A 19388-nucleotide genomic window follows, 5' to 3' on the forward strand; every position below is an offset into this window, starting at 1 on the left:
TAGTTCTTACAACATTTTTTATTATTGCAATAGGTATCGGTCTAAATGTAGGGTTAAATACGTTAGATAACGAAATGGGTTTATCTGCCAGCCTAAAAGAAAAATTTCGCATTGCACTCGAACAAGAACAGCGAATAAAGGAATGGAATAGCCAACATACGTCGCTATTTTTCAATCTATTCTCTAATGCATCGAGCTAAAAAATGAGTAAAGAGACTATTTTACGTTGGATTATTATTAAGTTCGCTAATGTAGCATTGCTGCTTTCAGCATCAGCTTTATTGTTTATTCCGTACCAATGAATGATCTACACTCACTGTATATACAAGGTGATATTATCGTTTACCATGCTAAATCCATCGCTTGTGTAGGCGCAATCCACCTTTGTATCTATTTTATATTTTTATCCCTGCGAGTATTTTTTGCTAAAGGAGTTGCACCACCAACAAAGCAAACATTTATTGGTACTATTTGGGGGGGCATTTAGTGTTTTCACATTTCTTATATTTTTAATTATCGCATTCCTGCTCCCTATATGGTTGATGTTCTCACCTTATAGCAACTGCCCTCAGGAAAGACTCGGCGCCTATTATGTTACCGATTTAGAACTCTGTAAGACCATCGACCCGAGAAACTGGAAAATCGAAAAAATAAACCAGGGTTGACGATGGTGATCGGAGCAGGAATATCAATAATTGGCTGAGTCGACGGTATGTACGAATACCCTCTCCCTGAGGGAGAGGGTTAGGGTGAGGGTGAGGGCAAAAAATCAAGCGCTACGCAGGTTCTGTGCCGCTTTTACCATGTTTGCCAACGCCTGGCGGGTTTCCGGCCAGCCGCGGGTTTTCAGCCCGCAGTCCGGGTTCACCCACAAGCGCTCAGCCGGAACAGACTCTGCCGCTTTCTTAAGCAATGCTTCAATCCATTCCACACTTGGCACGTTTGGCGAGTGGATGTCATACACGCCCGGCCCAATTTCGTTCGGGTATTCGAACTCTTTAAACGATTCCAGCAAGTCCATATCCGAACGTGAGGTTTCGATAGTGATCACGTCTGCATCCAGCGCCGCAATGGAATCCATGATGTCGTTGAACTCGCAGTAACACATGTGAGTGTGGATCTGCGTGTCGTCGCGCACTACGGCGGCATTCAGGCGGAAGGCTTCCACGCCCCATTCCAGATACGCCTGCCAGTCGGACTGGCGCAGCGGTAAACCTTCGCGCAGTGCGGGTTCGTCAATCTGGATGATGCCGATACCTGCAGCTTCCAGGTCTGCCACTTCGTCACGCAGCGCTAAGGCGATTTGTTTGGCGATGGTTTCACGGCTCACGTCTTCGCGGGGGAATGACCAGCAAAGAATGGTGACCGGGCCAGTTAGCATGCCTTTCACTGGTTTGTCGGTCAGGGATTGCGCGTACTTCGCCCATTCCACCGTGATAGCTTCCGGGCGGCTGATGTCACCAATAACAACCGGTGGTTTCACGCAGCGAGAACCGTAGCTTTGCACCCAACCGTTTTGGGTAAACACGAAGCCGTCGAGGTGTTCGCCGAAATATTCCACCATGTCGTTACGCTCGGCTTCACCGTGAACCAGCACGTCCAGACCTAAACGTTCCTGCTCAGCAACAGCCTGTTTGATGTGTTCAGCAATACCGGTGCGGTAGTTGTTGGCGTCCAGATTGCCTTTTTTGAAATCGAGGCGTAGGCCACGGATTTCAGTGGTTTGCGGGAACGAACCGATCGTCGTTGTCGGCCAGGCTGGCAGATTGAAGCGCTGACGCTGAGCCTGAGCACGAACGGTGTAGTCGTTCTGGCGTTGGCTGTCTTGCGCAGTGATCGTCGCCAGGCGCTGTTCTACTGCCGCATTATGTACGCGTTGTGAATGACGGCGAGCCTGAATCGGCGCACTCCACTCAACCAGTTTTTCTGTGTTACCGCTGTTCAGCGCGTCAGTCAGCAAAGACAATTCGGCACATTTTTGCAGAGCGAAGGCAAACCAGCTTTTCACTTCTGAATCCAAACGTGTTTCAACGCTCAGGTCGATTGGGCTGTGCAGCAGTGAGCAAGAAGAGGCAACCCACAGATCACGTTTACCAACCAGGTCTTTAAGCTGCGCATATTTCTCAATCAAATCCGCACGCCAGACGTTGCGGCCATTAATCACGCCGGCTGACAGCAGCCAGCCAGCAGGCAATTGCTGATGCAGCGCGTTGATGTCGTCTTTGCCATGCACGAAGTCAACGTGCAAACCCTGCACAGGCAGCGCGGTGATGGTATTCAGGTTTGGCGTCACGCCTTCAAAATAGGTGGTTAGCAGCAGCTTAACGTTGCCAGCCAGCGCGTCGTAAGCCGGTTTGAAAGCATCCAGCCAAACTTGCGGTAACTCCAGCACCAGCGCTGGTTCGTCAATTTGCACCCATTCGATACCGCGTTTTGCCAGTTCAGCCAGCACCTGCTGGTAAACCGGAAGAATATATTTCAGCAGGCTCAGGCGGTCGAACTGCTTGCCTTTCACTTTACCCAACCACAGATAAGTGACCGGGCCAAGCAGCACAGGTTTCACGTTGTGGCCGAGTGCCAGCGCTTCGTCGACTTCATCCAGAAGCTGCGTCCAGGTCAGTTTGAACTGCTGGCCTTGGGTGAATTCCGGAACCATGTAGTGGTAGTTGGTGTTAAACCATTTGGTCATTTCAGCGGCTGCGGCAGGTTCACCCGTTGGCGCACGGCCACGGCCCAGGCGGAACAGGGTATCGAGACTGACGCTGCCGTCCGCGTTCTGATGACGAGCCGGCACATTGCCAAGCAGCAAGCTGGTGGTCAGAACGTGATCGTACCAGGCGAAGTCGCCTACAGGCAGTAATTCCACACCCGCTTCTTTTTGTTGTTCCCAGTGGCGGGCACGCAGTTCGCGGCCCACCGCCAGTAATTCTTCCTGAGTGGAGTTGCCCGCCCAGTAACTTTCTTGTGCTTTTTTCAGTTCGCGACGCAGGCCAACACGGGGGAAGCCGAGGGTGTGATTAAGTATTGTCATTTTATGCCCCTTGATGAATTTTCAGATTTAGCCATCCAGATGTTTACACCGCTATCTTGCAAAGGTACTGTATAATCCTCAAGCGCAATTTGCTCATGCCGAAGTGAAGGACATTCATGATCGAGATCAAACACCTGCGGACGCTACAGGCGTTACGAAATTGCGGCTCTTTAGCCGCCGCCGCCGCCGCGTTGCATCAAACCCAATCGGCGCTTTCTCATCAGTTCAGCGATCTGGAGCAGCGCCTTGGGTTCCGCTTGTTTGTTCGTAAAAGCCAGCCACTGCGCTTTACTCCGCAGGGCGAAGTGCTGTTACAACTGGCTGAACAGGTGCTGCCACAAATAAGCCGTGCCCTTCAGGCTTGTAACGAACCACATCAGACTACGCTGCGAATCGCCATCGAATGCCATAGCTGTATTCAGTGGCTGACACCGGCGCTGGAGAACTTCCACAAGAGCTGGCCGCTGGTGGATTTGGATTTCAAATCAGGCGTGACGTTTGACCCACAGCCTGCTTTGCAGCAGAGCGAACTAGATATCGTTTTAACCTCGGACATTCTGCCGCGCAGTGGCCTGCACTATTCGCCGATGTTTGATTATGAAGTGCGCCTGGTGCTGGCCACGGATCACTCGCTGGCGAACAAAACGCGTATTGAGCCTGAAGATTTGAGCAGCGAAACCTTGTTGATTTACCCGGTGCAGCGCCAACGTCTGGATATCTGGCGCCATTTCTTGCAACCGGCTGGAGTTAGCCCATCGCTGAAGAGTGTCGATAACACATTGTTATTGATTCAGATGGTATCAGCACGCATGGGCATTGCCGCACTGCCGCATTGGGTGGTGGAAAATGTTGAACGCCAGGGTTTGGTGGTGACCAAAACCCTGGGCGAGGGATTGTGGAGCCGGTTGTATGCCGCCGTGCGCGATGGCGAACAGCGCCAACCAGCTACGGAAGCGTTTATTCGCTCGACGCGTTCACACGCGTGCGAGCATCTGCCATTTGTGCGGAACGCGGAGCGACCCAACGGCGATGCACCCATAGCGAAGCCATTATCACCGTCCCACCAATAATGAAACTCGGCCAGTGGGGTTGCTCTTGCCAGATGGCGAGGTTAACCAGCAGCCCTGCCGGAACATGCACGTTGTTCATGATGCCGAGTGTCCCCGCATCCACTTGAGTCGCGCCATAGTTCCACATGAAGTAACCCAGCCCGGATGCCACCACGCCGAGCCATACCAGGATGCCCCATTGCAGATGGGTCGTTGGGAGCTTTTGTGGGTTCCCCAGCGCAAACCATGCCGTCACCGCCACCATAAAAGCGCCAAGATAAAACCATGAAAATGCGCAGTGCTGCGGCATCGGGCGCGTTTCCATCAGGCGTTTGTAGCCGACCATACCGATGGCGAAACAGATGTTTGCCGCCTGTACCAAAAGCAGGCCAATCCAGAAGTGATCGCTGACTTTGTCATAGCGAATAATCGCCGCACCTATCACCGCCAGTCCTGCACTCAATGCATATCCCCAGCGCAATTTATTACCGCTTATCAAATCGTAAATCAGCGTGACATACAGCGGCGTCATCACCGTAAACAGCAGGAATTCCGAAACGGTGAGGTAGAGATAAGCCTGGAAGCTAAACAGGTACATCACACCAAGTTGCAGCGCACCCACCAGCATATAAAGCAGCAGTGTTTTCACGCTGTAGCCTTTAAAACGCAGGAACGGCAAGAACACTAACGCCGCAAGCCCGACGCGCATCAGCACGGAAAAATAGCTGTCGACATGCCCGGCAAGGTATTCGCCAATCAGGCTAAAAGAGAAGGCCCACAGAATAGTGGTGATGATGAGTAACGGCACGATGAAGTCTCTACAACAGGCAATTTATTCACCATTGTAGCGAAGGGTATGACGCGGAGTTGAATTATTTGGTTGACGAGTGGTGATTAATTCACCACTCGTTTTTCACGAATTAATCTTTACCGAGGAACATTTTACGCAGGTAATGTGGAACGGCGTTATCCGCGTTGGTACCAATCACTTCCAGCTCTGGCAACAAGTCTTTCAGGCGCTGGTGAGCGTTGCCCATGATGCAGCCTTTACCCGCCATGCTGAGCATTTCAGCGTCGTTCATGCCGTCGCCAAAAGCGATGCACTCTTTCAAGCTATAACCCATCGCTTTGGATACCGCTTCCAGTGCGTGGCCTTTCGATACGCCACCCGCCATCACTTCCAGGCAAGTCAGGGTTGAGAAACTCACGTTGACGCGGTCACCCCAACGGGCAATTAACGCTTGCTCAAGCGGCAGCAGTTTTTCGTGCGAATCGCAGGTAAAGAACACTTTGCTGACGCCATCGGATTCCAGCAAACCAGGCTCAAACAGGCTGTAATTGAACACCGCTTCTTTAAAATATTTCATCTCTTCCGGGCGGTGGCGGTTCATAAACCACTGGTCGCCACGGTAGACGTTGGTCACGATATCTTGATTGGTATGCACCACACCAAACAGATCATGAGCGATGTCGGTATCAAGGTCGTGACTGAACACCAGGTTGCCGTCTGTATCGTGAACGCGCGCACCGTTTGAGGTGATCATGTAGGCTTTGATTTCGAGGTTGTCGCGGATTTGCCCGACATCAATATGGTGACGACCGGTCGCGAAAACGAAGTGAACGCCTTCAGCGGTGAGCAGTTTCAGCGTTTCTTTAGCATACGGGGTCAGAAGGTGGTCGGGGGACAGCAACGTGCCATCTAAGTCAGACGCAACGACATGGTACATAGGATTAGTAAACCTCTGGTGAAGAAAATTAACGATGCCGATCAAAAAACGCGATGATGGCATTCAGCGCTTCGGTTCGCATATCGTCCTTTTCGAACAGGATCTCATGATACGCACCGTTTATGACGTAAGGTGTTTCCCCCTCACAAGGGTTGCCCGCCGCAGCTCGAAGTTCACAGAATTGGTCATGCGCGCGGTTATCAACAACGCGCTCCTCTTCTGCTTGCAGGATAAATATCGGCGTGGTGATAGCAGTGGCTCCCGCTAAAACCTGTTCTCCTGCGAGTATCCCTTCTCTTACCCAGTGATTCGTTGGCCCACCCAACCGCAATGCTGGCTCATCAGCATAAAAACGCAGATTGCGGCGGTAACGTTCACGGCTATGGGTCAGGACATTAACGCTAAATGGTAATGCGCGCCAGCGGCCAGTTCCGATTGCATAACCCTCGCGAATACGTTGATGGCCTTCCGCCCAATCAAGAATATGGCGCACCATCCAGTCAGGCCAGCGCAAGGCGATACCAAACATCGGTGCACACAGCGCAACGGCATCAAAGCATTGTGAATTTTTTTCAAGCCACAGGGTGATAATTGCCCCGCCCATAGAGTGCGCTAAAGCGTAGCGTTTTCTCCACGGGCCATTGGCGACTTCGTGCTGATAAAAGCGGTCAAAGTCGTCAACATAGTCGCTAAACTTCGCCACGTGCCCGCGATGTGAATCCGATAGCATTCGCCCGGATCGCCCTTGGCCACGGTGGTCGATAATTAAAACGTCGAACCCACAGTGGAACAAGTCATAAGCCAGTTCAGCGTATTTTACGTAGCTTTCGATACGCCCAGGGCAAACCACAATCACTCTGTCATGATCCTGCGCGCGAAAGCGTACGTAGCGTACCGGCACTTCATCGACGCCTGAAAATTCACACTCTTCGCGCTGCCGCCAGAAGTCCATCAGTGGACCGGTGGTGAAAGCTGCAAAGGCGCTTTCCCTGTTTGACCATCCATTTTTATGCTGAGTCATATCGCTTTTTTGTGATTCGTAGCACGCTCATCAACAATAGCGTATTGTGGCATAAAAGTGTTCTTTCAGGGAATTTCACATGAGTGTTGAGTGGTGGTTTACCTATCTTGTGACCACAATAATCCTGAGTCTTTCCCCCGGTTCTGGGGCGATTAATACCATGACCACCGCCATCAGCCACGGCTATCGCGGCGCGGCTGCGTCCATTGCCGGGCTGCAAACCGGCCTGGCGATTCATATCGTGTTGGTGGGGATTGGACTGGGCGCTATTTTTTCGCACTCGCTGCTGGCATTTGAAATATTGAAATGGGCGGGTGCCGCTTACCTTGTCTGGTTGGGTATTCAGCAATGGCGTGCCGCAGGGGCGATTGATTTAAATACGCTCGCCACCAGCCAGCCACGTAGCCGCCTGTTTAAACGGGCGATTTTTGTGAATCTCACCAACCCTAAAAGCATTGTCTTTCTCGCGGCACTTTTCCCGCAATTTATCGCACCAAATCAGCCGCAAGCGGCGCAGTATTTAATACTCGGTGTCACCACGGTGGTGGTCGATATTATTGTGATGATTGGCTATGCGGGGCTTGCGACACGCATTGCGGGCTGGATTAAAGGGCCACGTCAGATGAAAGCGTTGAACCGCGTGTTTGGTTCGCTGTTTATGTTGGTTGGCGCACTCCTCGCCTCAGCACGCCAGTAATACCCGTCATACTTCAAGTTGCAGGGGTGTTGGCTGCAACTCGAATTATTTTGGGTATACAAGGAAGGATTAGCGGGAAATAATCAGGTGGATGCCGAATCCGGCAAACAATGCACCGGCAACACCATCAATCCACTTCGCAAGGCGCTGATAACCCCGGCGCATTTGCGGCAGTGCGAACAAGCTGGCAACGATGGTAAACCAGGCGAAAGTTTCCAGCGCAATCATCACAAATAATCCCCAACGCTCAGCGCTTCCTACATCATTGCTAACAAACAGCGAGAACACGCTCCCGAAGTAAATAATAGCTTTAGGATTCGACAGGTTGGTGAGCAGACCTTTCAGGAAGCTGCGCCCGCCATGTGCTAATTCGACCGCTGGCAATTCCTGGGTGACCTTTTCTTTCTTCAGTGCGCTACGCAGCATCTGATAGCCCATCCAGCACAAATACAAGCCACCACCAATCATGATGATGTTATGCAGCCAGGCCATTTTTTCGAGGATCAGGTTAAGGCCGAGCAGCGCCACACCTGACCAGACCATCACGCCACCGGTAATACCCAGCACGCCCATCATCGCTTCTTTACGGGAACGGCTCACCGCGGTCTGCGAAACAAAAAAGAAATCCGGGCCGGGAGTGACCAGCGCAACTATATGCAATACCGCTACGGTCAGAAAAAGCGTCAACATAGGAAATAACTCGCTGGATTATTATTTTGGAGAATAACTATACGAGTTGCAGCCAGGGCTGGCTACTACTCATCTTCGCCGTCGACATGGCTACGAATAAGTGCCATAAACTCGCGCCCAAAGCGTTCAAGCTTCCGCGTACCCACACCGTTCACACCCAGCATTTCACCCGGCGAGAGCGGCATTTGCTCGGCCATTTCAATCAATGTGGCATCGTTGAATACCACGTATGGCGGGATGTTTTCTTCATCGGCAATGGCTTTGCGCAGTTTACGCAGCTTGGCAAACAGCTTGCGGTCGTAGTTGCCACCGAACACTTTCGGGCTGGATTTCGATTTGATGGCCACAACGCGAGGCACTGCGAGCATTAAAGGTTCTTCACCGCGTAAAAATGGACGAGCGGCTTCGGTTAACTGCAACGCAGAGTGTTGAGCAATGTTTTGCGTCACCACACCAAGGTGAATCAACTGACGAATAACGCTAACCCAGTGCTCGTGCGTATGATCGCGCCCTTCGCCGTAGATCTTGAGTTTGTCGTGCCCATATTCGCGAATACGCTGGTTATTCGCCCCGCGCAGCACTTCGACTACATACCCCATGCCGAAGCGCTGACCGACACGATAGATACAGGATAGTGCTTTTTGCGCGTCCATCAGCCCGTCGTAACGGCGCGGTGGATCGAGGCAAATATCGCAGTTGCTGCAAGACTGCTGGCGACCTTCGCCAAAGTAATTCAGCAGTACCAGGCGGCGGCAGGTTTGCGCTTCAGCAAACGCGCCCATCGCATTCAGTTTATGGCGCTCGATGTCCTGCAATTGCCCGACGGGTTTTTCTTCGAGGCATTTACGCAGCCAGGCCATATCAGCCGGATCGTAAAATAGCATCGCTTCCGCAGGCAGGCCGTCACGCCCGGCGCGGCCCGTTTCCTGATAATAGGATTCAATATTACGTGGTATGTCAAAGTGCGCGACAAAACGGACGTTGGGCTTGTTGATGCCCATACCGAATGCCACGGTAGCGACCACGATTTGCAGATCATCACGCTGGAATTTTTCTTGCACTTCAGCACGCACCTGGTGTTCAAGCCCGGCGTGATACGCACCAGCGCTGATCCCTTTGCTTTGCAGGCGTGCGGCGGTGTCTTCGACTTTTGCGCGGCTATTACAGTAAATAATGCCGGATTTCCCGCGCTGTTCTTGCACGTAACGCATCAGTTGATCGAGAGGCTTAAACTTTTCCATCAGCATGTAGCGAATATTTGGGCGGTCAAAACTGCTAATTTCGATATACGGATCTTGCAGACCTAACAGGCGAACAATATCAGCACGTGTGGTGTCGTCTGCTGTAGCGGTGAGGGCAATAAACGGCACCGTCGGCAGGCGCTGGCGCAATTGGCCCAGTGCCGCATATTCCGGGCGAAAATCGTGGCCCCACTGCGAAATGCAGTGCGCTTCATCGACCGCCACCATCGACAAGTGCCAGTGGCTGATTTGCTCGATGAAGTTATCCATCATCAACCGCTCTGGTGCGATGTAAAGCAGGCGAATCTGCCCGGTGCGGCAACCGGCGAGCACGTCTTGTTGCTGCTCGCGGCTTTGTGTGGAGTTAAGACAGGCCGCCGCAACGCCGTTTGCCAGCAGTTGATCGACCTGATCTTTCATCAGGGAAATCAGCGGGGAAACCACCACGGTCAACCCGCCGAATACCAGGGCCGGGATTTGATAGCACAGTGATTTACCACCGCCAGTCGGCATGACAACCAGGCAATCACGCCCTTCCAGCACCGTTTCGATGATGGTTTCCTGACCCGGGCGGAACTGTTGATAGCCAAAGGTATCTTGCAAAACCTGTCTGGCCAGCACTGCCTGATTAATTACTTCCGCCTGTGTCACGCTTTCCCCACCACAAAAACCGCCAAATTTTTAGAACAGATCGTTAAGCATAACGCCGACACCGAAGCGTGTCTGGTTAAAGTTGTAATCAATTAATGACTCGCCGTAGCCGCTATAAAGTTGGGTATAGAGGCGAACGTGCTTAGTGACCGGATAACTAAAGCCAAATTCCGCGCCGCCGTAACCGGTATTCCAGTTGTACTGGCCTTTCATACTCAGGATCGCATCACCAAATTGATAGCCAACGCGCAACTGGTAGTAGCCCATGTATTTGGTGATATCCGGGTTGTCGTCGGTGTCGCCGATGACATACCACGGTTTCACTTCAACCATCCAGTTACCATTTTCAGCCATCAGGCGCGTGTATAAACGGTTCCAGCTACGGGAAGTCGGGTCAGAGCGACCGTTGGAGTCGTGATTATAACCAAACTCCACGTCACGTAATGTCCAGCCCGCAAAGGACTCATCGGTCGCGAAACCGAGGAAAACCTGCGGTTCGTAGTTAGTTTCGCGGAAAGGTGAAGACTCGCCGCTGTTTGATAACTGCCACCAGGATTTCTGGGTATACGACGCACCTAATACCGAGTTTGAGCCGAGAATACCGCGCCAGATAGGGAACGCGAGGCTAAGCTGGAATTTTACTTCATCCTTTCTGGCGTTATCAGACCAGTTGTAACTTTTGATCGCTTCTTTATTGAGGTCATCTGTGACCGTATAAATTAAATAGTTGGTTTCATACGGATACAGTGTGAACGGATTATCGTGTTCCAGCAGCATGTTAGCGATGATACTGCCGCGAACAGCAGGTTTATCATGCACTTCTTTAATCGTGGCTTCCTGTGCGTAAGCCGTCATTGGCAACAGACTGGCAGCCAATAGCCATCCCAGAAACATGCGCATCGGCAATATTCTCCTGAACAAAAAGGTTTCAAATTATTTTCTCGGACACATTCTACATAGATATGGATGCGCAAGCTCTGTCTACATTTCTTAAAGTGGCAATCAACGATTTCGAAGCATAAAATAAACAATTGGTTAACATTATGATTTTGTTTTGATCGAGGATGATCCATGTCTACCGCATTTCTGACCCCTGAAGCTGCCTTGCAACTGGTCGGTGAGATTTTTGTTTATCACATGCCGTTTAACCGCGCGCTGGGTCTGGAGCTTATACGCTATGAGAAAGACTACGCTGAGCTGTGCTTTAATAATCAACCCATGATGGTCGGGAATTGGGCGCAAAGCATCCTGCATGGCGGGGTGATTGCCTCTTCGCTGGATGTCGCGGCAGGCCTGGTTTGCGTCGGTAGTACGCTTACGCGCCACGACAGCATTAACGAAGAAGAGCTGCGCCAACGCCTGTCAAAAATGGGCACTATCGATTTGCGCGTCGATTATTTACGTCCGGGACGTGGGCAACGCTTTACCGCCAGCAGCAGCCTGCTACGTGCCGGGAATAAGGTAGCGGTTGCCCGTGTGGAGTTACACAACGAAGATAAGCTACATATCGCCAGCGCCACGGCGACCTACATGGTGGGGTGAGAAGATAAATCCTGTTACTATTTGCACACTATTTTTCTCAGAGTTTATTTCATGGATGCGAAACAAACCCGCCAGGGCGTGATTCTTGCACTTATCGCGTATTTTATTTGGGGCATTGCACCCGCCTATTTCAAACTGATCCAGGATGTACCGGCTGATGAAATCCTCACTCATCGCATCATCTGGTCTTTCTTCTTTATGGTGGCGCTGATAAGCATTAGCCGCCAGTGGCCGCAGGTGAAAAAATCCTGTCAGAACCGTAAAAAGGTGCTGGCGATGGCGGTTTCTGCGGTGCTAATTGGCGGCAACTGGCTGCTGTATATCTGGGCGGTGAATAATCATCACATGCTGGAAGCCAGCCTCGGCTACTTCATCAACCCGCTGGTTAACGTGGTGCTGGGGATGATTTTCCTTGGTGAGCGTTTCCGTCGCATGCAGTGGGTCGCCGTGGCACTGGCGGCCTGTGGGGTTTTAGTTCAGCTTTGGACGTTTGGCTCGCTGCCGATCATCGCACTTGGTCTGGCGTTCAGCTTCGCATTTTACGGGCTGGTGCGTAAGAAAATTGCCGTGGATGCGCAAACCGGAATGTTGGTGGAAACGCTGTGGTTGCTGCCGATTGCCGCCATCTATTTGTTTGGCATCGCAGACAGTTCGACCAGCCATATGGGGCAAAACTCACTGTCGCTGAACTTACTGCTGATTGCCGCGGGCGTGGTAACAACGATCCCATTGCTGTGTTTCACCGCTGCGGCAACGCGCCTGCGCCTCTCGACGCTGGGTTTCTTCCAGTACATTGGCCCGACGCTAATGTTCCTGCTGGCAGTAACGTTCTACGGTGAAGTAATAGGCAAAGATAAGTTGCTGACCTTTGGATTTATTTGGGCAGCGCTGGCGTTATTTATTCTTGATGCGGTTTATACCCAGCGTAAGTTGCGCAAAATAGCCTAACGGTGGATGACGCTGTCGCTTATCCACCCTACGATCAAATGGTTTTGTAGGTCGGGTAAGCGCAGCGCCACCCGACAATTTCACAACCAGTTCTTGCGCTTGAAGTAGAGATACGGTGCCAGGCCCGCGAGAATCATCACGATAATCGCCGCCGGGTAACCGAAACTCAGTTTCAATTCAGGCATAAACTCGAAGTTCATCCCGTAGCTGGATGCCACAAGCGTTGGCGGCAGGAAAACGACCGATACCACCGAGAAGATCTTGATGATGCGGTTCTGCTCGATGTTGATAAAGCCCATCGCCGCCTGCATCAGGAAGTTCACCTTCTGGAACAGCGATTCGTTGTGTGGCAGCAGGGATTCGATATCGCGCAGGATTTCACGCGCCTGCTCAAGCTGGCCGCTCGGTAAACGTGCTTTACGCACCAGGAAGTTCAGGGCGCGTTGGGTATCCATCAGACACAAACGGACTTTCCAGCCGATATCTTCCAGCTCTGCGAGTGTGGAAAGTGCGGCATCGTATTCATCGCCCTGGTGCCCTTCCATAATCACGCGGCTGAGTTTTTCCAGATCGCTATAGATGTTTTCGATTTCGTCTGCCAGCTGTTCGATTTTGGTTTCAAACAGGTCGAGCAGTAGTTCGTAAGCGTTGCCGTCCACCATGCTCTGGCTACGGGCGCGCATGCGATAAAGGCGAAACGCCGGTAATTCACGTTCACGCAGCGTAAACAGGCGGCCTTCACGAATGGTAAATGCCACGGTGCTGTTGCCCGCGTGATCGTCGGCATCTTCGTAAAAGAAGAATGAGTGAATGTGCAGGCCGTCTTCGTCTTCAAAGAAACGAGCGGATGCTTCGATGTCTTCCAGTTCCGGGCGGGTTGCCAGGCTTTGACCAAGTTCCGTTTGCACGCGCTGACGCTCGCTCTCTTCAGGCTCGACCAAATCAACCCAAACAGAATTGCTCAGGTTATCGGTCTCATCTAATTCAAGACGGGACAGACGATTGTTTTCCAGTTGAAATGCGCTCAGCATGACCGGTACTCCCAATGCAAAAAATATCAGGGACAGTTCGGTTGGCACACAGACAGAAACTAACGAGGTTTCAGACCATTAAAAAGTCTGACTCATTGCGACGGGATATACGAGATATGAGGTCGCCGACAACCACTAAGGCTATCAGCATACGAGGATAGCCTTAGAAGTTGTACCTGGATGACAGGTTATTGAGCCAGTATTTACTGGGTGTGTCCAAGGCGAGTGTCCTCTTAGCGTAATCGTGCGCGCATGTTACGCCAGCAAAAATATGGCGTCAACACGCAACGGGACACCATAGGCTAATAAACTAAGGTGATATTTATAAGGTAGCAAAAGCGTGAAAAACGATGAGTTATTTCGCTAACTTACACCGTTTCCAGTCGCGCATAAGCGGCGACTAACCACTTAATCCCTTGCCCAGGGAATGCCACCTGGATTCGGCTATGTTCACCACTGCCTTCAAGGTTAACGACCGTCCCTTCACCAAATTTGGCATGGCGCACACGCTGCCCGAGGGTAAAGCCAGAATCATTTTCAGAGATTGGCGTGCCCATGCGTTTATGGCTGACCGGGCGGCTGATGCTGGCTCGCAGGCGAACTTCTTCGACGCAGTTTTCTGGCAGTTCACCAACGAAGCGTGACGGGCGGTGATAAACCTCTTTACCATACAGACGGCGGGTTTCAGCATAAGTCAGTGTGAGTTTTTGCATTGCACGCGTCACGCCAACATACGCCAGGCGGCGTTCTTCTTCCAGGCGGCCACCTTCATCCAGCGACATCTGGCTTGGGAACATGCCTTCTTCCATGCCGACGATAAACACTTGCGGGAATTCCAGCCCTTTCGCCGAGTGCAGCGTCATCAATTGCACCGCATCTTGCCAGGTATCGGCTTGCCCTTCGCCGGCTTCAAGTGCTGCATGAGACAAGAATGCCTGCAACGGCATCAAGTCTTCATCTTCATCCTGATAGCTGAACTGGCGCGTTGCCGTGACCAGTTCTTCTAAGTTTTCGATGCGCGTCTGGCCTTTCTCGCCCTTTTCCTGCTCGTACATCATCATCAAACCCGAGTCTTTAATCACCCGATCGGTTTGGACGTGCAGCGGCATATCGATGGTTTCGTGTGCCAGCGCGTCGATAAGCTCCATAAAGCGTTGCAGAGCAGAAGCAGCACGCCCCGCCAGCGCTTTTTCCTGCAGCAACAAACGGCAGGCTTGCCACATTGTCAGTTGCTGGTCGCGCGACGTTTGGCGCACCACGTCTAATGTGCGGTCACCGATGCCACGCGTTGGCGTGTTAACCACGCGTTCAAACGCCGCATCGTCGTTACGGTTGGCAATCAGGCGCAGATAGGAGAGCGCATCTTTGATTTCCTGGCGTTCGAAGAAGCGCATGCCGCCATAGATACGGTATGGCATACCGACCTGTAATAACGCCTCTTCCAGTACACGCGACTGGGCGTTACTGCGATAGAGAATCGCACAGTGCTCAAGCGCACCGCCGCTTTCCTGCCACGTTTTGATGCGGTTAACCACAAAACGCGCTTCGTCTAATTCGTTAAATGCGCAATACAGTGAGATCGGCTCACCGTCACTGCCATCCGTCCATAGCTCTTTACCCAGACGACCAGAGTTGTTGGCTATCAGGGCGTTGGCAGCATTCAGAATGTTGTTGGTCGAGCGGTAGTTTTGTTCAAGGCGAATGGTTTGTGCGCCAGGAAAGTCGGTCAGAAAACGTTGGATGTTTTCAACTTGCGCGCCGCGCCAGCCGTAGATTGACTGGTCATCGTCACCGACGATCATCACTTTGCCCGTTTCACCCGCCAGCATGCGAATCCACGCATACTGGATGCTGTTGGTATCCTGGAATTCATCCACCAGAATGTTGGTAAAGCGCTCGCGGTAGTGGTTAAGAATGTGTGGTTTGTTCAGCCACAATTCATGCGCGCGCAGCAGCAGCTCGGCAAAATCCAGCAAACCCGCACGATCGCACGCTTCCTGATAAGCCTGGTAAATTTTTTGCCAGGTTTGCTCAACCGGATTGCCGTAACTTTCAATGTGATGAGGGCGTAAACCTTCGTCTTTTTTGCCGTTGATAAACCACATCGCCTGGCGTGCAGGCCACTGTTTGTCATCGAGATTCATGGCTTTGATCAGGCGCTTTAACAAACGCAGCTGATCTTCGCTATCGAGGATTTGGAAATCCTGCGGTAGGTTGGCATCCATGTGATGCGCGCGCAGTAAGCGGTGCGCAAGACCGTGGAAAGTCCCGACCCACATGCCGCCCTGGCTGGTGCCCATCAGCTGGCCGATACGGTGGCGCATTTCTGCTGCCGCTTTATTGGTAAACGTCACCGCCATAATGGAATACGGCGAGCAGTTTTCCACGCTAATCAACCAGGCGATACGGTGCACCAATACGCGTGTCTTACCACTGCCCGCCCCAGCCAACACTAGCATGTTGCTTCGCGTGGCTGCGACGGCTTCGCGCTGTTTGTCATTGAGGCTGTCGAGCAGGTAAGAAACGTCCATTGGCACCGCCGTTGAGGAGATAAAAATATACTGGAATTTTATACAGACTTGTTGATTATATCAGCGCGGTGAGGGATGCCAACTGCGAAATTTCCAGATGTGGTAATAAGCGGCTGTCATCTATCTGCATCAGGTCGCCATCACGCAGGTTTATCCAGCACGCCTGCATCCCGCAACGAACGGCTCCGGCGACGTCTGTCGTCAGGTCATCGCCAACATGCAGAATATGAGCAAGCGGCACATCCAGCTTCTCTGCCGCCAGGTGATACATGTCGTTAAATGGTTTGGAGCGGCCATGTGGGCCAGCGCGTAACACAAACTTAAAGTAATGATCGAGACCAAAAAGATGCGGTTCGGCGTTACCGTTGGTGATCGCCACCAGCGGCCACTTTTCAGCGAGTTTCGCTAATGTATCGTGCGTTTCTTGCGGTACGTCGATTTGGCTGCGCCAGTGGGCGAAGTTGTCCATCGAGGCTTGCGCTCCTGCCGCGGCTTCATCGGCTGACAAGCCGACGTCTAACATGGCTTGTTCGACTGCACGACGACGCCATTCCGTGACATCGTGGTAAATATCAGGCTCTGCAAGCCGCAGCGCATGACGGATGCGCAAAAAATCAGGGCGTTGAAGATGGTTAAGCTTTGGATGGTAATTCTGCACAAAGCTCATTGATTCACGTTCGGTACGTTCAATCACCGCGCGGTTGTCGTACAACGTGTCGTCGAGATCAAATGTGAGCGCGGCAATAGTCCCTAACGGGCGATAAAAGTGCATTACGATTTCCCTCGTTTAGCGCGTGGATGCGCAGCATCATACACTGTGGCTAAGTGCTGGAAGTCGAGATGGGTATAGATTTGTGTGGTCGAAAGGTTGGCGTGGCCCAATAATTCCTGCACGCCGCGCAAATCCCCACTGGATTCCAGCATATGCGTGGCGAACGAATGACGCAGTTTGTGCGGATGCACGTGGCTGTTCAGCCCCTGTTTTATTCCCCACTCGCTAAAGCGTTTCTGGACGTTGCGCGTCGAGATACGCTTCCCTTGTTTAGAGAGAAATAGCGCGTCGTCGTCCGGGCCAAAAAGCTCGCGCAGATCGAGCCAGTGCTCAACCCAGCTAACAGCGGATTTCCCCACCGGCACGCGTCGTTCTTTGCTGCCTTTACCAATCACCCAGACTTCGCCCGTGGTGAGGTCGATATGGCGACAATCCATATTAACCAGCTCTGAAAGACGCAGACCCGCGCCGTACATCACTTCCAGCATGGCGCGGTCACGCACCGCAAGCGGATCGTTGATATCGATATCCAGCAGACGGCTAACGTCATCAACATCGATATTTTTGGGTAGATGGCGGCCAGCTTTCGGCGTGGTTATCCCTTTTGCGGGATTGGCTTTGAGTTCGCCCTGGCTGACACACCAGTCGAAGAAACTGCGCAGTGCGGAAAGACGTAATGCGAGGCTTGATGGGCCGAGGCCAGCCTTGCGGCTGCGAACCGTGATTGAACGCACCGCTGCGGCGTCACACTGTTGCCAGGTACTCATTTTCATCTCGCCCGCCAGAGCGATTATTGCACTGAGCTGGCGGCCATAATTGAGAAGTGTCAGCGGGCTTAACTGGCGCTCTACTTTCAGGTAGCGCAGGAAACCATCGACTAAAGATTGCAGCGGAGAGGCCGTCATACTCGTTCGACCCAGCGCTCCAGCAAGTCTGGCAACATCAGCGCCAGTTCATGAAGGAGTTGTGTACCTTGTCCATCCTGATAATGTTGAGGATCGCGACTACTGAAAACCAGCACGCCTAAATCCGCATCGCTGCCCATCAAAGAAACAGCAACCGAACCGATAGCTTTAGCCTGCGGTAAAACAACCAGTAATTCAGGGCCATTTAGCGGCCCGAGATAATGTTGCCTGTCGCCCAGACGCTGAATACGCAACGGCTCGAAAGCCTGTCGATTCAGCGCCAGGTGAGTGAAATCAGAAGGGGCACCAATCCGCCAGCGATCGGCAAAAAGACGCACATTTGCGCCCGCGAGGCCCATTTCACGCGCCCAACGGTGCAGACGATTCAACATTTCCTGCAAACTGGTGGCGGAGGCCAGGCGGCCTTGCAACTTCAGTAAGCGGTAAAACAGCCCTTCGTTGGCACTCGCCTGCTCCATCAGCAGGGTCATGTTTTCCTCAAGAAAATTGATGTGGTTACGGCTACGCGCCATATGCCATTCAACCAACGAAACGGTGCCACGAACCGGGTGTGGCACCTGCATTTGTTCTACATGCTGAGCGTTCCGAATAAAGAAATCAGGATGACGCAGCAGATATTCCGCCACCATACGGTCATCCAGTTCCAGTACGGCTTCTTGCTGTTCCTCGGCGTTCTTCATAGATGTATAAATCCATCATAGACGTGGGCCGCCGGACCGGTCATAAACAGCGGAGTTCCCGGCCCTTTCCAGGCGATATCAAGACGGCCACCAGGCAGCTCTACGCGAACCTGTTCCGCAAGTATTCCTTGCAAGATACCCACAGCAACTGCGCCGCAAGCGCCACTGCCACAAGCTTGTGTTTCTCCGGCACCACGTTCATACACACGCAGGCGGATATGTTCTTTGGTGACAACCTGCATAAAACCGATGTTCGCTCGCTCCGGGAAACGTTCATGGTTTTCCATCACTGGCCCCAGAGTTTCCACGGCCGCTGTCGTCACATCATCGACTTGAATAACGCAATGCGGGTTACCCATCGATACGACGCCGCACATAATGGTTTGTTCGGCAGCACGCATAATATAGGTCTTTTCTGCTTTGTTTGCGCGGAACGGTACGGCAGAGGGTTCGAAATTCGGCTCACCCATATTTACGCACACCAGTTCGTCTTCAGTCACACTGAGAACCATGCGGCCATTGGCGGTGCTGACGCGAATATCGCGTTTGTTAGTCAACCCTTTCAGGCGCACAAATCGCGCGAAACAACGTGCACCATTACCACATTGGGAAACTTCGCTGCCATCGGCATTGAAAATACGGTAATGGAAATCGAGATCAGGATCATAAGGCGGTTCAACCACTAGCAACTGATCAAACCCTACTCCCAAATGCCTGTCAGCCAGACGGCGAATCAGCTCCGGGGAGAAATAGACGTTTTGAGTCACCGCGTCGACGACCATAAAGTCATTACCGAGGCCATGCATCTTCGAAAACTGCATCTTCTGCTCCATATACGCGGCTACTTATCA

Annotated in this window: 17 protein-coding genes; 4 read left to right on the forward strand and 13 right to left on the reverse strand. The window is 52.2% G+C overall.

What is annotated here, in order from left to right:
- Window positions 1-769 precede the first annotated feature (769 nt).
- Window positions 770-3031, reverse strand: a complete 2262-nt coding sequence (gene metE, locus EC843_RS23370) for a 5-methyltetrahydropteroyltriglutamate--homocysteine S-methyltransferase (protein ID WP_133523137.1) — start codon at window positions 3029-3031, stop codon at window positions 770-772.
- A gap of 116 nt (window positions 3032-3147) precedes the next feature.
- On the opposite strand from metE, the gene metR reads away from it, so the two are divergent.
- Window positions 3148-4101: an HTH-type transcriptional regulator MetR gene (gene metR, locus EC843_RS23375; RefSeq protein WP_064541480.1), complete on the forward strand. Its 954-nt coding sequence runs from the start codon at window positions 3148-3150 to the stop codon at window positions 4099-4101.
- Here the strand turns inward: metR and EC843_RS23380 are convergent.
- The 3 genes from EC843_RS23380 to pldB form a co-directional block, all read right to left on the reverse strand.
- Window positions 3989-4888, reverse strand: coding sequence for a carboxylate/amino acid/amine transporter (locus tag EC843_RS23380; RefSeq protein WP_133523138.1), 900 nt, complete (start codon window positions 4886-4888; stop codon window positions 3989-3991). The genes metR and EC843_RS23380 overlap by 113 nt on opposite strands.
- Before the next feature lie 112 nt (window positions 4889-5000).
- On the reverse strand, window positions 5001-5807 hold the full coding sequence (gene yigL / locus EC843_RS23385) for a sugar/pyridoxal phosphate phosphatase YigL (protein WP_064541488.1): 807 nt from the start codon (window positions 5805-5807) through the stop codon (window positions 5001-5003).
- A gap of 28 nt (window positions 5808-5835) precedes the next feature.
- Window positions 5836-6828, reverse strand: coding sequence for a lysophospholipase L2 (pldB, locus tag EC843_RS23390; RefSeq protein WP_064541491.1), 993 nt, complete (start codon window positions 6826-6828; stop codon window positions 5836-5838).
- Window positions 6829-6907: 79 nt separating this feature from the next.
- Here pldB and rhtB point away from each other — a divergent pair, with 79 nt between their 5' ends.
- Complete coding sequence (gene rhtB, locus EC843_RS23395; RefSeq protein WP_133523139.1) at window positions 6908-7525, forward strand: homoserine/homoserine lactone efflux protein; 618 nt, start codon at window positions 6908-6910, stop codon at window positions 7523-7525.
- A gap of 69 nt (window positions 7526-7594) precedes the next feature.
- Here the strand turns inward: rhtB and rhtC are convergent, their stop codons facing one another.
- From rhtC to pldA, 3 genes are all read right to left on the reverse strand, one after another.
- Window positions 7595-8215 carry a threonine export protein RhtC gene (gene rhtC, locus EC843_RS23400; protein WP_064541498.1) on the reverse strand — a complete coding sequence of 207 codons (621 nt, stop codon included), beginning with the start codon at window positions 8213-8215 and terminating at the stop codon, window positions 7595-7597.
- A gap of 65 nt (window positions 8216-8280) precedes the next feature.
- A complete protein-coding gene (gene recQ / locus EC843_RS23405; protein ID WP_064541501.1) occupies window positions 8281-10107 on the reverse strand; it encodes an ATP-dependent DNA helicase RecQ in 1827 nt (608 codons plus the stop codon).
- A gap of 30 nt (window positions 10108-10137) precedes the next feature.
- Window positions 10138-11007: a phospholipase A gene (gene pldA, locus EC843_RS23410; RefSeq protein ID WP_064541503.1), complete on the reverse strand. Its 870-nt coding sequence runs from the start codon at window positions 11005-11007 to the stop codon at window positions 10138-10140.
- 171 nt (window positions 11008-11178) lie between these two features.
- On the opposite strand from pldA, the gene EC843_RS23415 reads away from it, so the two are divergent.
- Window positions 11179-11649, forward strand: coding sequence for a thioesterase family protein (locus tag EC843_RS23415; protein WP_064541505.1), 471 nt, complete (start codon window positions 11179-11181; stop codon window positions 11647-11649).
- Window positions 11650-11700: 51 nt separating this feature from the next.
- On the forward strand, window positions 11701-12597 hold the full coding sequence (gene rarD, locus EC843_RS23420; protein ID WP_064541508.1) for an EamA family transporter RarD: 897 nt from the start codon (window positions 11701-11703) through the stop codon (window positions 12595-12597).
- An 80-nt stretch (window positions 12598-12677) separates the two neighbouring features.
- Here rarD and corA read toward each other — a convergent pair whose 3' ends face one another.
- From corA to dapF, 6 genes are all read right to left on the reverse strand, one after another.
- Window positions 12678-13628 carry a magnesium/cobalt transporter CorA gene (gene corA, locus EC843_RS23425; RefSeq protein WP_064541513.1) on the reverse strand — a complete coding sequence of 317 codons (951 nt, stop codon included), beginning with the start codon at window positions 13626-13628 and terminating at the stop codon, window positions 12678-12680.
- A gap of 368 nt (window positions 13629-13996) precedes the next feature.
- A complete protein-coding gene (uvrD, locus tag EC843_RS23430; RefSeq protein ID WP_064541517.1) occupies window positions 13997-16159 on the reverse strand; it encodes a DNA helicase II in 2163 nt (720 codons plus the stop codon).
- A 55-nt stretch (window positions 16160-16214) separates the two neighbouring features.
- Window positions 16215-16931, reverse strand: a complete 717-nt coding sequence (gene yigB / locus EC843_RS23435) for a 5-amino-6-(5-phospho-D-ribitylamino)uracil phosphatase YigB (protein WP_064541519.1) — start codon at window positions 16929-16931, stop codon at window positions 16215-16217.
- Window positions 16931-17836, reverse strand: coding sequence for a tyrosine recombinase XerC (gene xerC / locus EC843_RS23440; protein WP_064541522.1), 906 nt, complete (start codon window positions 17834-17836; stop codon window positions 16931-16933). The genes yigB and xerC overlap by 1 nt, the downstream gene beginning before the upstream one ends.
- Complete coding sequence (locus EC843_RS23445) at window positions 17833-18537, reverse strand: DUF484 domain-containing protein (RefSeq protein WP_064541525.1); 705 nt, start codon at window positions 18535-18537, stop codon at window positions 17833-17835. Before EC843_RS23445 ends, xerC begins: the two co-directional genes overlap by 4 nt.
- The gene (dapF, locus tag EC843_RS23450; RefSeq protein WP_064541528.1) at window positions 18534-19358 is read right to left on the reverse strand and encodes a diaminopimelate epimerase; all 825 of its coding nucleotides are present in this window, start codon (window positions 19356-19358) and stop codon (window positions 18534-18536) included. Before dapF ends, EC843_RS23445 begins: the two co-directional genes overlap by 4 nt.
- Window positions 19359-19388 lie beyond the last annotated feature (30 nt).

Source organism: Buttiauxella sp. JUb87, from assembly GCF_004361975.1.
GTDB classification, from domain to species: domain Bacteria; phylum Pseudomonadota; class Gammaproteobacteria; order Enterobacterales; family Enterobacteriaceae; genus Buttiauxella; species Buttiauxella ferragutiae.

Bases quoted from the DNA above. Each gene is read 5' to 3' on its own strand.
- metE (WP_133523137.1), bottom strand. From the start codon at position 3,031: ATGACAATACTTAATCACACCCTCGGCTTCCCCCGTGTTGGCCTGCGT.
- metR (WP_064541480.1), top strand. From the start codon at position 3,148: ATGATCGAGATCAAACACCTGCGGACGCTACAGGCGTTACGAAATTGC.
- yigL (WP_064541488.1), bottom strand. From the start codon at position 5,807: ATGTACCATGTCGTTGCGTCTGACTTAGATGGCACGTTGCTGTCCCCC.
- pldB (WP_064541491.1), bottom strand. From the start codon at position 6,828: ATGACTCAGCATAAAAATGGATGGTCAAACAGGGAAAGCGCCTTTGCA.
- rhtB (WP_133523139.1), top strand. From the start codon at position 6,908: ATGAGTGTTGAGTGGTGGTTTACCTATCTTGTGACCACAATAATCCTG.
- rhtC (WP_064541498.1), bottom strand. From the start codon at position 8,215: ATGTTGACGCTTTTTCTGACCGTAGCGGTATTGCATATAGTTGCGCTG.
- pldA (WP_064541503.1), bottom strand. From the start codon at position 11,007: ATGCGCATGTTTCTGGGATGGCTATTGGCTGCCAGTCTGTTGCCAATG.
- EC843_RS23415 (WP_064541505.1), top strand. From the start codon at position 11,179: ATGTCTACCGCATTTCTGACCCCTGAAGCTGCCTTGCAACTGGTCGGT.
- rarD (WP_064541508.1), top strand. From the start codon at position 11,701: ATGGATGCGAAACAAACCCGCCAGGGCGTGATTCTTGCACTTATCGCG.
- corA (WP_064541513.1), bottom strand. From the start codon at position 13,628: ATGCTGAGCGCATTTCAACTGGAAAACAATCGTCTGTCCCGTCTTGAA.
- uvrD (WP_064541517.1), bottom strand. From the start codon at position 16,159: ATGGACGTTTCTTACCTGCTCGACAGCCTCAATGACAAACAGCGCGAA.
- yigB (WP_064541519.1), bottom strand. From the start codon at position 16,931: ATGCACTTTTATCGCCCGTTAGGGACTATTGCCGCGCTCACATTTGAT.
- xerC (WP_064541522.1), bottom strand. From the start codon at position 17,836: ATGACGGCCTCTCCGCTGCAATCTTTAGTCGATGGTTTCCTGCGCTAC.
- EC843_RS23445 (WP_064541525.1), bottom strand. From the start codon at position 18,537: ATGAAGAACGCCGAGGAACAGCAAGAAGCCGTACTGGAACTGGATGAC.
- dapF (WP_064541528.1), bottom strand. From the start codon at position 19,358: ATGCAGTTTTCGAAGATGCATGGCCTCGGTAATGACTTTATGGTCGTC.